The sequence below is a fragment of the Bradyrhizobium sp. LMG 9283 genome (assembly GCF_045571415.1).
Taxonomy (GTDB): domain Bacteria; phylum Pseudomonadota; class Alphaproteobacteria; order Rhizobiales; family Xanthobacteraceae; genus Bradyrhizobium.
Genome location: NZ_CP120691.1, coordinates 8,449,370 through 8,461,239, shown reverse-complemented (window position 1 = coordinate 8,461,239; position 11,870 = coordinate 8,449,370). Strand labels below are relative to the sequence as shown.

The window sequence follows — 11,870 nt, the reverse complement described above, 5'->3', positions numbered from 1 at the left end:
GGCTGGCCGGTGCACGGCGGCGCACCGGCCTCAGCCGCGGCGAAGCATCTCCTGCAACAGGCGTTCGGTCAGCGAGAGCTGATCGAGCCGCAGAGACAAGAGCTCGTTCAGCTCGGTCATGTGGGCTCGAAGTCGCTCGGCCTCGACTGGTCTGTCATCGAGATTTCGGACAAGGTCGCCGAGCGCCCTGAGACATTGCTGCATCGTCACGATGCCTTGCCGCAGCGAGTCGCAGTCTCTCATGGTGCTGGCGACCAGGCTGGTTTGGCGAAGCGGCAACGCGATGACGTTATCGAGCGCGCCCGCTAGCGCTTCTTGCGTGTTTCGATCGGCCATCGCGTTCCCTCATGCATCGTAGCAGGGTACAGGTCTCTTCGGATCAGGCGGCGCGAACCGTGGTCAGGAACTGCTCGACCTCGGAGTGCAATCGCGCGCTGTCCCTCGACAGCATTTGCGCAGAGGCAAGCACCTGGGTCGAAGCCGAACCAGTCTCCGCTGCCCCGTGCTTCACATCGCTGATGTTGGCTGCGACCTGGTCGGTGCCTTGCGCCGCCTGCTGGATGTTGCGGGCAATCTCCTGCGTCGCCGCTCCCTGCTCTTCGACTGCCGATGCGATCGCCGAAGAAATCTCCGAGATCCTGCCGATTGTTCCGCTGATCTCCTTGATCGCGACCACCGACTCCTGGGTGGCGGCTTGAATGTCGGCGATCTGATGACCGATCTCTCCGGTCGCCTTCGCTGTCTGTTCGGCCAGCGCCTTGACCTCGGATGCAACCACAGCAAAGCCGCGCCCCGTTTCGCCGGCTCGCGCCGCTTCGATCGTGGCGTTCAGAGCGAGCAGATTGGTCTGCCCCGCGATCGTGTTGATGAGTTCGACGACGTCGCCGATGCGGGTGGCCGCCTGCGACAGCTTGTTGACCCGATCATTGGTCAACTGCGCCTGCTCCACTGCCGCGCGGGCAATTCTGGCGGCGTCCTGCACCTGGCGGCTGATTTCGCTCACCGACGAACTCATCTCCTCGGTGGCGGAGGCAACCGATTGAACATTGGTCGACGCTTCCTCGGAGGCGGCAGAGACGACGCTCGAGAGTTCCTGGGTGTTCTCCGCGGTCTTGCTCAGCGTCCGGGCCGCTGCTTCAAGCTCGGTCGATGAGGACGACAGCGTCTTCACAATGTCGCCGACCGCGTCCTCGAACTGACCCGCGAGCCTGTGCATGTCGGCCTTGCGCTGAGCGGCCGCGCGAGCCTCCATTTGTGCCTGCTCGGCACGCAGACGATCGGCCTCGATCATGTTGTCTTTGAACACCTGGACCGCATTGGCCATCTCGCCGACCTCGTCGGTGCGGCCCACGCAGGGAACGGTCGTGGAGGTGTCGCCGCCGGCAAGCTTGCCCATGGCAAGGGTCATCCCCCGGATCGGCGTTGCGATCGAGCGGGACGTGAACAGCGCGATTGTGCCGCCGAGGCCGACTCCCGCGGCCAGCAGAGCCCACAGCACCAGCTTCAACAGCGAGATGCTCTCCTGCACGCCCCGCGTCTCCTCGACGAGCATCAGCTTCTGATTGGATTTGATGCCTCCCGAGCGGGTGCCGTCGACGCCCTTGGGCCCGTCGAGCAGATCGAGAATCCTTGCGGCGCGCGGCGCGGCTTCGGTCACCAGCAGATGAACCGGCGCATTCCAGTCCGGGGACTCGCGAAGCGCGAAGATCCTTTCATAGAGGGGCGCGAACTCGCTTTTCGCCTTCGCGATCTTATCGAAGGATGCCTGTTGTGAGGCAATGAGCAGGTCCTTTCGCGCATTGACCCCGGCATAGCCTTTCTCAAAAGCCTCCCACGGCCTGACGAATTTTTCCTTGTCGGTCTTTTCGCCCGAGAGCAGATACATCCGGAGCTGGGCCGTGGCAGCGGCAAAATTGCCCCGCGTATCCGCCATCGCCTTGAGCAATTTCTTCCGTTCCGGTGTGGCTTCCTGTGCCTCCTCCTGATCGATCATCTTCGTGATCTCGGAGAAGATCACGTCTGCGCGCGGGCCGGCCTCGCTGACCATGAGCTTGGTCGCGGGGTAGGCATCAGGAGTGAAAGCGATCGCTTCGGCCTTGTCCTGCGCCGCGCGAAATTCGGCGAGCAACAGCTTGGCTTGCTCCCACTTCTGCCTGTTCTCGGGATTGGTGAACTGCGCCGCTTGCTCGTCGAATGCGGTTGCTGTCCTATCCATCTCCTTCCACATCGACGCGCGATCGAGCTTGCCTTGCGGATTCCCACTCAGCAAATAGCCGCGCAAGGTGGCGAGCGTGGAATAGAGATTACCGATCAGCTCGGTGCTTGCCAGCGCGACTGGCGTGCGCACGTTCGTCATGCGATTGACCGTCGTTGAAATGCGCCCGACCTCGAGCATCGTGTACCCGACGGAAAGCGCGATGATGGCGCAGACTGCAGCAAATCCTGCGATCAACCGGCCACCGATACGAAAATTGAAATAGGAAGACATTGGCAAATACTCCGCAGCTATGGCCGCTTTGGCCTAAGACGTCGCATGAAAATCCCCCGCGTGGACGATGCCGCAGCCCAATACGATCGTTTGACATGATCAGATCGGGCGATACCCCACTATTCCGATCGCGGCAGCATTGACGCACCCGGCTGGCAATGATCCCAGACAGATCGACGCGCGCGCCGCTTGAGCCATCCTGACGACGATGCAGCGCCCTTACCCCGCTACTACCGTCAGTTTTACGTCCCTCCCACTCGGACTTTGACGTGTGCAATCAAGGTGACCAAAATTGCTTATTGAGACATTAAGAAAAATTTGTTCGCGAGATCGCTCAACGCGCAAAAATTGAGCGCTGCTTGGTACTGCCGGAATCAAAAGTGATGCCTGTCACGATTTTTTGTCTCTCAATCGGCAGAGCGCGGTGCCAACACCAAAACTGGTCAGAAGCGGGCTCGATCTCACCTCGATCTCCGCAAAAATTGATTGCGGTCGCGATTGCTGCTTGACGATTATCTTGGCCTCACGCCGGGTTTTCCGGCTCCGAAGATGAACTCGATGCCCGCAGACGAGAGCGTGGCGCAAAGAGTCGTCAATGTCTCGTCGGGCAGGCGCAGTAGACCATTCTGCTCCTCAAGCCGGCGAATCACGGCAGCAGAAATCCCGGTTCGTGCGGCGAGCTGTTTCACTGACCAGTTCAGCATGCCGCGGGCCGCGCGCAATTGCGCACCCGTCAACCTCGACGTCGAGACCTGTTGGGTCGAGAGCCGCTCCTCGTGCACGTCCGTGGAGATTCCCAACCACTCCCGAATACTGCCATCCGCGTCCGGGACCGGCACAGCCCTGCAATGGTACCAGCGGTAGGAGCCGTCGGACTGGCGCAGTCGATGCTCGACATCGTAGGGCTGTCCCGTTTCGGCGGCAGCCGCCCAGATCTGCAAGGCCGTTTCGCGCTCCTCTTCGGGAAGCAGATCGAGCCAGCCTTTGCCGAAGAACCGGTGCGCGTCCGGCTTGTTCTCCGCGTTCAAGAGCGAGGTAATCCGGCCGTCCTGGCTGCCGACCCACAGCAGTCCGCCTGCGACTTGCGTGAGCGCCGCGTAGCGACCCGCATCTGTCTTGAGAGGCTGCAGCGATCTGCGTTGTTCGGTGATGTCGATGGCGACGCCGACCACGCATTCCGGCTCGCCGGCGGAGTTCAAAAAAGTCTCGGACTGGATACGGAGCCAGCGCAGTGCACGGTTCGGCCGGATGATGCGAAACTCGCCGTCGAGCAAAGACCGGTCGAACGCGAATCCGCGTGGATCGCGCTGCGGACGGCGATCCTCCGGATGAATTCGTCTCTCGATTTCCGCATAGCTGGGCGCGACGGCATTGGGATCGAGGCCCAGCAGGCCGTAGAAGCCACGCGACCACTGCATCCGGCCTTCAGCATCGCAGCGCCAGACGCCAGCCCCCAATTTTTCTTCAAAAAGACGAACTATCTCCGAAGGGTCGAGGTGGTTTTCCAGGTGGCGCAATTCAGCCCCCCGTCGTGAAAATTAAGGCTCAACTATTAATTGCAGTCTATATCAATTCGCTTGATTGCTGCAGAATATTTGTGCCATCAGGCGGTATATACATGCGGTCGAAGGTCGCGCCGAAATCTTGAACTTGGTTACGTGCGTCGAACCGGCTAAACGCCATCGATGATACCGATCATGGCCTGGATGATACGACCCGCCTTGCACGTTGCCCTGTTCTGGTTGGCGGTGATCTGCTGCTTCTCTCCTGCATGGGCCGACACTGTCGATGTTAACGGCGTGAAGCGCTCCTACATCGCGCAATTGCCGGCGAAAAAGCCCGCACCGCTGGTGATCGTGCTGCATGGCAAGACGCAGCGTGGCGCCGACATGGTCGCGCGGACGGCCTGGCCGCAGCTTGCCAGGCGCGAGGGTCTGGCCGTTGTCTTTCCGGACGGACTCAACCATGCCTGGGCCGACGCGCGAACCAAGGCGGGACCCGCGCTGCGCGGCCCACCCGAGGGCACCGATGACATCGCGTTCATCACAAAGCTCGTCGAGAAGCTGGTGGCGAACGGCACGGCCGACCCTCGCCGCCTCTATGTCGCCGGTATCTCCAACGGCGGCGCCATGGCAATGACACTCGCTTGCGCCCGCGCCGATCTGTTTGCGGCAGCTGCAAGCGTGATCATGAATCTCACCGACGAGGCCGCGGCGACCTGCCATCCGTCGCGGCCGCTGCCGATGCTGCTCATGAACGGCACGGCCGACCCGCTGGTGCCCTACGAGGGCGGACAGGGATCGAGCTATTTTGCCGCGGACGGATTCTGGTCGACCGAGGACACGCTGGCGTTCTGGCGCAGGCTTAACGGCTGCGAGATCGATGACGCCGAAGTGGCTGATCTCCCGGACAAGGCGCCCACAGACCAATCCACGGTCACGCGGATCTCGTCGCGCTGTCCCGGGGGGACACGATGTCGTGCTCGATCGCATCAATTATGGCGGCCACCGCATGCCGGGCTTCGCGCCGGATGCTCGCTTCCCGAATGTCGCAATGCGTCTGCTGGGACCGCAGAACAGCGATATCGATGGGGCCGAGACGATCTGGACGTTTTTCAGCCGGTTTCCGTAGATGCCAGCGCATGCGCTGCGGACAATGCATGCGTGGCTGGCAACGCCTGCGTGCCAGGGGTGGCTCGCCGCAAATCGCTGGGCTAGACAGGGCCGCCATTCCACCAGGAGATTCCCAATGAGCATTCAGCGTTTTGAAACTGGCCCGCGCATGAGCCAGGTCGTCGTGCACGGCAACACCGTCTATCTCGCCGGCGTTGTCGCGAACAAGGCGGCCGGCGAAAGCGTGACGAAGCAAACCCAGGACATCCTGGCGACCATCGACGGCCACCTCGCCAAGGCCGGCACCGACAAGTCGAAGCTGCTCTCGGCAACGATCTACATCACCGACATGAAGACCTTCGGCGAGATGAACGCGGTGTGGGACGCCTGGGTGTCGCCCGGCAACACCCCCGCGCGCGCCACCGTCGAAGCCAAGCTGGCGGCGCCGCAATACACCGTCGAGATCATGGTGACCGCGGCGAAGTGATTTCGCGAGAACTTCACGCGCGTTGATGACCTCAGAGGTAATCGATCGACGCGCGTGAACCTTCGATAGTCAGGTCAGCCGGACAACACGGCGCCATCGAAGGAGCACACCATGACCGATCCCAACACCATCGCCCGCCGCTATATCGAGCTCTGGAACGAGCGCATGGCCGGCCGACGCCGCGAGCTGCTCAGCGAAAGCTGGACGACGGATGCGAGCTATGTCGATCCCGTGATGAAGGGCGACGGCCAGGAAGGCATCGAGGCGCTGATCGCCGGCGTGCAGCAGCGCTTTCCCGATTTCAAATTCAAGCTGATCGGCGAGCCCGACGGCTACGGCGACCACGTCCGCTTTTCGTGGGGACTTGGTCCTGACGGCGCCGACAGCCCGATCAAAGGCACCGATTTTGCCGTGCTGAGGGACGGCCGCATCAGCAGCGTGACCGGATTTCTGGACCAGGTGCCGACCGGGGTGTGAGACCTCTTGCCCTTCTCGCCGCAGGCGGGAAGGGCCACCCCTCGACGAATCCGCTCCTGCGGCTTACCTGTCATCCCGTGCCGCCCCGTATCCTCCCAACATCGGCCGAGCCGGCCGCGCTGCTGCCGGATCGCTTCCAGGCGTGGTTCGCAGCCCGCGGCTGGTTGCCGCGCGCGCATCAATTGGCGCTGCTGGAGAAGGCGCGCGGGGACCGTTCGGCGCTCTTGATTGCGCCGACCGGCGCCGGCAAGACGCTGGCGGGATTTCTGCCGACGCTGGTGGAGCTTTCGGCGCAATCGCTCATACGAGACGCGGGCGCGAAGAAGAACCTCGTCTCCACTGGCCGCAGCGTGCAACGCGCCGGCGGCCTGCACACCCTCTACATCTCGCCGCTCAAGGCGCTCGCCGTCGACATCGCGCGCAACCTCGAGCGCCCCATCGCGGAGATGGCGCTGCCGATCAAGGTCGAGACCCGCACCGGCGACACGCCGGTGTCGCGGCGCCAGCGGCAGCGACGCTATCCGCCGGATGTGTTGCTGACGACGCCCGAGCAGCTCGCGCTGCTGCTGTCCTCCGACGACGCACCGTTCCTGTTCTCCTCCCTGAAGCGCCTCGTGCTCGACGAGCTGCATGCGCTGGTGACGTCCAAGCGCGGCGATCTGCTCTCGCTCGGGCTGGCGCGGCTGTGGCGCCTCGCGCCGCAGATGCGCACGATCGGCCTGTCGGCGACGGTGGCCGAGCCGGAGCAGCTCGCGCGATTCCTGGTGCCGCAGCCAGAAGGCCGGGAAGTCGCCGCCGATATCGTCATCGCCGGCGGCGCCGCGCCGCCCGTGGTCGAGATGCTCGATACGCGCGAGCAGCTGCCCTGGGCCGGCCACAGCGCGCGCCACGCGCTCCCCGAGATCTACGAGCTGATCAAGGCCAACAAGACCACGCTGGTTTTCGTCAACACCCGCAGCCAGGCCGAGATGCTATTCCAGAATCTCTGGAGCATGAACGATGATGGCCTTGCCATCGCGCTGCATCACGGCTCGCTCGACGTCGCACAGCGCCGCAAGGTCGAGGATGCCATGTCGGCGGGCAGGCTGCGCGGCGTGGTCTGCACCTCCTCGCTCGACCTCGGTGTCGACTGGGGCGACGTCGATCTCGTGGTCAATATCGGCGCGCCGAAGGGCGCCTCGCGTCTGATGCAGCGCATCGGCCGCGCCAATCATCGCCTCGACGAAGCCTCCCGCGCCGTGCTGGTGCCGGCCAACCGCTTCGAGGTGCTGGAGTGCCGCGTCGCCATCGATGCGATCGCCGAGAATGCGCAGGACACGCCGCCGCTGCGCATCGGCGCACTCGATGTGCTGGCCCAGCACGTGCTCGGCTGCGCCTGCGGCGAACCGTTCTTCTCGGATGAGCTCTATGGCGAAGTGCGCACCGCCACGCCTTACGCCGATCTGTCGCGGCAGGATTTCGACGACGTCGTCGATTTCGTCGCCTCCGGCGGCTACGCGCTGAAAACCTATGAGCGCTTCGCCCGTATCAAGCAGGACAAGGAAGGCCGCTGGCGCGTCGCCAATCCAAAGGTGCGGCAGAGCTATCGGCTGAATGTCGGCACCATCGTCGAGGACGATATGCTGAAGGTGCGGCTGGTGCGCTCCCGCGGCAGCGGTGCAGGATCGACCGGCGTGATCGCGCGCGGCGGCCGGTTGCTCGGCGAGATCGAGGAGGCCTTCATCGAGGGCCTTTCCCCCGGCGACACTTTTGTGTTCTCAGGCGAAGTGGTGCGCTACGAAACCCTGGTCGAGGATCAGGTCTACGTCTCGCGTGCGCACGACAAGGATCCGAAAGTGCCGTCCTATATGGGCGGCAAGTTTCCGCTCTCGACCTATCTCGCCGAGCGCGTCCGCCGCCTGCTCGACGACGGCCGCGCATGGGGCGGTTTGCCGGAGCAGGTGCGCGACTGGCTGTCGCTGCAGAAGGATGTCTCGCGCGTGCCGGCAGTGCGCGAGCTCCTGGTCGAGAGCTTTCCGCGCGCCAACAAGCATTATCTCGTCTGCTACCCGTTCGAAGGCCGCCTGGCGCACCAGACCCTCGGCATGCTGCTGACGCGGCGGCTGGAGCGCGCTCGCGCGCGGCCGCTCGGCTTCGTCGCCAATGAATATGCGGTGGCGATCTGGGGACTCGGCGATCTCTCCTTCATGATCCGCAACAATCGGATCGATCTCAACGCGCTGTTCGATCCCGACATGCTCGGTGACGATCTCGAAGCCTGGCTCGCCGAATCCGCGCTGATGAAGCGCACGTTCCGCAATTGCGCGATCATCTCCGGTCTGATCGCGCGCCGCCATACCGGTGAAGAGAAGAGCCGACGGCAGGTGCTGTTCTCGACCGACCTCGTCTATGACGTGCTGCGCAAGCACCAGGCCGATCACGTCCTGCTCCGAGCCGCGCGCGCCGATGCCGCCACGGGCCTGCTCGACCTGCGCCGCCTCGGCGACATGCTGATGCGCATCCAGGGCCGCATCACCCACCGGGAACTCGACCACGTCTCTCCGCTGGCGGTCCCCGTGATGCTGGAAATCGGCCGCGAGTCAGTTTATGGCGAGGCTGCAGACGAGCTTATGGCGGAAGCCGCCGACGAGCTCGTCAAAGAGGCGATGGGATAAGAGCAGGTTTCGACGTGACGGCAGGCGCGCTGGCTTCAGGGGATGTCGAGGACATGCGCGTTTCCAAAGTCACCATCAGCCATGTGACCTTCGCGGCCGATCTTTCCGGCGCGCTGTTCTGGGAAGAGCAGCGCCTGCTGGTCGTCTCCGACCTGCATCTGGAGAAGGGTTCGAGCTTCGCGACGCGCGGCGTGCTGCTGCCGCCTTACGATACCATCGCGACGCTCGGCCGGCTCGCTGCTGTCATCTCCCGCCATGATCCACGCATCGTCATCGCGCTCGGCGACAGTTTTCACGACCGTACCGCGCATGAGCGCCTGTCGGCGGAGGACCGCGACGCCGTCGCCGCACTCCAGACCGGCCGCGACTGGATCTGGATCTCCGGCAATCATGATCCCATGCTGCCGCGCGATCTCGGCGGCACCGTTGCCGACGAGGTTGCAGTCGGCCCCATCACCTTTCGCCACGAGCCGACCGGCGCAGCCGGCGAGATCGCCGGCCATCTGCATCCCAAGGCGCGCGTCTCCGCGCGCGGCCGTTCGATCGAGCGCCGCTGCTTCGCCAGCGACGGGATGCGTACCGTGATGCCCGCCTTCGGCGCCTATGCCGGCGGCCTCAGCATCCGCGATACTGCCTTCACCAAGATCTTTCCGGAGAACGGCTTTGTCGCCCATCTCCTCGGCGACCGCCGCGTCCACGCCATTGCGGCCTCGCGCTGCTATTGAGGCGTGGGTCGCGCCTCGGAACAAATTAAGAACACTTTAGCAAGTCTTTGATATATCATTGTGATTCGGCGCATCGCCGACACAATATCTAGCGTCTGTCCGACTTTGCGAGGACTACATGTCCACCATTGCCTTCGACCAGTTTGCCCTCACCCGGATCGCCGATTTCGCGCGCTCGCTGTCACGGCTGCATCAGGCGGCACGGCGCTACGCGGTCGATGACGACCAGTTCGATCGCGAGTTCAACGCGGTGTGCCAGTCGATCTGGGGCTACACCATCGACGATATCAGCGACGAACTGTTCTCGACCGAGGACCATCTGTTTCTCGACACGCTGGACGAGGCGCATGCGCGGATCTTCGCGGCCGAGCAGGGTTATGACCTCATAGGCGAAGCGGGCATGCTGAGCGATTGGTGGGGCTTTTGCTGGATGATCCTGGCCGAAAAGCGCGGCCTCCTGACGCCGGAAAACCGCGCCGCTGCACGGGCGGCGATCGAGGAGAAATATCTGGCAGCGCCGAACGTGATCGGGGTGATCATCGGCAGGTGACCGCCGCGCCCCGGACAAAGCGCAGCGCTCCCGGCGATGCGAAGCATCGTCCGGTGCGATGCGCTGCAGAGCCGGGGCCCATCTCGCGGCATTCTGGGTCCCGGCTCAGCGTCGCATCGCTTTCGCGCTGCGCCGCCGTCCGGGACACGAGATCAATCCAGCCCCGCCCGCTTCGCCGGCTTCTGCGCCGTCGTCTTCGGCACCGACACATCCGGCAGGGCCTCTCGCACGATCTCGGCTGGCGCCGGCGCATCTGCCGACACCGTGTCGGCCCGCACCGGCGCCACCTTCATCTCGCCGAGGCGCGCGCGGACCTGGGCGGTGAGGCCGGGATACGAGGCAACCGGGGTGAAGTCCGCAGCCTGGTCGTTGCCGACGCGGATGCCGGTATAGGCGACGAGGCCGTCGGTGGTGGCGATCACGTCGCCGGCCTTCAGCGATGAATCCAGCGCAAGATCGACCGGGGCGAGGCCAGCCGGCTCACGGCCGTTGCAGGTGCAGTCGGCGCGCAGCGCCTTGCGGTAGGCGAACGCATTCTCGCTGTCCGCGTAGCGCTCGCCGGTCTGCGAATAGGCGCCCTCGATCGACGAGCCGAAATAGACCTTGGTCGGGCTGGCGGGACAGAACGCCTGACACATCTGCGCGGGCGAGGCGAGGCCGCGCATCAGTGGAAAATATTTCCCGTCGCAACTGCGCACGCAGAAGGCCGGGCCCGAGCCGCCGGCCGCCGCCGAGCGGGTCGGCGGCACATATTGCGGGGTCGCCGCATTCTGCTGGCCGGTGAAGGGGTCGGAGTAGGAGTTCGCCTGCTGCGGCACCTCCCGCTGCGGCCGCTGCTGCTGCATTCCGCCGAAGAGGAAGTCGAACAGGCCTTCGGCCGAAACCGGGGCGGGAGCTGCAAGCAACGGGGCTGCAAACATGGCGGCCACAAGCATCGCGCGACGCCGCCGGCGCGCATGGGACGAGATTGTACGCAAACGCCTACTCCACCCGACGCTACTGAACCGGCTGGAACCCTCAGGTCTCAGCACATGATTCACCATAAAGTGGGATCGTAAATGAGCCGTTGAGCAGAGGCGGTTTCAAGTCGAGGCGGTGACCTCTTTAAGGCCGGGCACAGCTTCCGACGGATGGTTGCTTCCGAGCTACACCCGGGCAAGAAGGCGGAGAAGATTTCGCCACCTAGGCCTTCAAGAATTCCGACGCCTTGTACAGCGAGCGGAACGGCAGGCCGGCTGCACCGAACGTGTCGGTGGCGCCTTCCTCGCGGTCGACCATGGTCAGCACCAGCACGACATTGGCGCCGGTCTCGCGCACGGATTCCACCGCCTTCATCGCCGAACCGCCGGTCGTGGTGACGTCCTCGACGATCACCACGCGCTTGCCTGCCAGCGTCTCACCCTTGGGCAGGCCTTCGATGGCGAGCTTGGCGCCGTGCTCCTTCGGCTTCTTGCGCACGAAGAACGCCGCGATCGGATGCCCCTTGATCCATGAGATCTGCGCCAGCGCGCCGGCGAGCGGCACCGCACCCATCTCGAGCCCGCCGATGAAATCGAGCTGTTCGTCCTTCAGCGCCTCATAGGTGAGCTCGGCCAGCAGCGTCGCGCCCTCGGGGTCGAGCATGGTCGGCTTGAGGTTGAAGTAGAAATCGCTCTTACGGCCCGACGCGAGCGTCACCTCGCCACGGCCGAAGGAGCGCCGGCGGATGATTTCGAACAGGCGGGCGCGGGAGGCGGATTTCGACACGGCGGTCCCTCGAACAGCGTTTTTGGTGGAGGCGGAATTTATCCGCGACGGCCGCGACATTCCAGAGGGGGCGTCTCCCGTCAACAGGGATCGGCCATCCCGAGCCGCCGGTTGTGAGGGCGCAATCTTCT

At 64.2% G+C, this 11,870-nt stretch carries 10 protein-coding genes and 1 pseudogene; 6 read left to right on the top strand and 5 right to left on the bottom strand.

Annotated features, from left to right (window positions below; translation table 11 throughout):
* Nucleotides 1-30: 30 nt before the first annotated feature.
* From P6U29_RS39460 to P6U29_RS39450, 3 genes are all read right to left on the bottom strand, one after another.
* Nucleotides 31-336 (bottom strand): hypothetical protein, encoded by a 306-nt coding sequence (locus P6U29_RS39460; RefSeq protein WP_407115471.1) that lies wholly within the window; start codon nt 334-336, stop codon nt 31-33.
* Nucleotides 337-379: 43 nt separating this feature from the next.
* A complete protein-coding gene (locus P6U29_RS39455) occupies nt 380-2,488 on the bottom strand; it encodes a methyl-accepting chemotaxis protein (RefSeq protein WP_407115470.1) in 2,109 nt (702 codons plus the stop codon).
* 512 nt (nt 2,489-3,000) lie between these two features.
* Entirely contained in the window at nt 3,001-4,005 is a 1,005-nt protein-coding gene (locus P6U29_RS39450; protein ID WP_407115469.1) for a PAS domain-containing protein, read from the bottom strand.
* A 189-nt stretch (nt 4,006-4,194) separates the two neighbouring features.
* On the opposite strand from P6U29_RS39450, the pseudogene P6U29_RS39445 reads away from it, so the two are divergent.
* The 6 genes and pseudogenes from P6U29_RS39445 (at nt 4,195) to P6U29_RS39420 (ending at nt 9,993) form a co-directional block, all read left to right on the top strand.
* Nucleotides 4,195-5,119 (top strand): annotated as a pseudogene (locus tag P6U29_RS39445) (alpha/beta hydrolase family esterase).
* A gap of 117 nt (nt 5,120-5,236) precedes the next feature.
* Nucleotides 5,237-5,587, top strand: a complete 351-nt coding sequence (locus P6U29_RS39440) for a RidA family protein (RefSeq protein WP_027575148.1) — start codon at nt 5,237-5,239, stop codon at nt 5,585-5,587.
* Between the two features lie 111 nt (nt 5,588-5,698).
* Nucleotides 5,699-6,064, top strand: coding sequence for a nuclear transport factor 2 family protein (locus P6U29_RS39435; RefSeq protein WP_407115468.1), 366 nt, complete (start codon nt 5,699-5,701; stop codon nt 6,062-6,064).
* A 77-nt stretch (nt 6,065-6,141) separates the two neighbouring features.
* Nucleotides 6,142-8,718 carry a ligase-associated DNA damage response DEXH box helicase gene (locus P6U29_RS39430; protein WP_407119559.1) on the top strand — a complete coding sequence of 859 codons (2,577 nt, stop codon included), beginning with the start codon at nt 6,142-6,144 and terminating at the stop codon, nt 8,716-8,718.
* Between the two features lie 53 nt (nt 8,719-8,771).
* Nucleotides 8,772-9,443, top strand: a complete 672-nt coding sequence (gene pdeM, locus P6U29_RS39425) for a ligase-associated DNA damage response endonuclease PdeM (RefSeq protein WP_407115467.1) — start codon at nt 8,772-8,774, stop codon at nt 9,441-9,443.
* Nucleotides 9,444-9,561: 118 nt separating this feature from the next.
* Nucleotides 9,562-9,993: a hypothetical protein gene (locus tag P6U29_RS39420; RefSeq protein ID WP_407115466.1), complete on the top strand. Its 432-nt coding sequence runs from the start codon at nt 9,562-9,564 to the stop codon at nt 9,991-9,993.
* 152 nt (nt 9,994-10,145) lie between these two features.
* On the opposite strand, the gene P6U29_RS39415 is transcribed toward P6U29_RS39420, so the two are convergent.
* On the bottom strand, nt 10,146-10,928 hold the full coding sequence (locus P6U29_RS39415) for a DUF2865 domain-containing protein (RefSeq protein WP_407115465.1): 783 nt from the start codon (nt 10,926-10,928) through the stop codon (nt 10,146-10,148).
* A gap of 247 nt (nt 10,929-11,175) precedes the next feature.
* On the bottom strand, nt 11,176-11,739 hold the full coding sequence (pyrE, locus tag P6U29_RS39410; RefSeq protein WP_407115464.1) for an orotate phosphoribosyltransferase: 564 nt from the start codon (nt 11,737-11,739) through the stop codon (nt 11,176-11,178).
* Between the last annotated feature and the right edge of the window lie 131 nt (nt 11,740-11,870).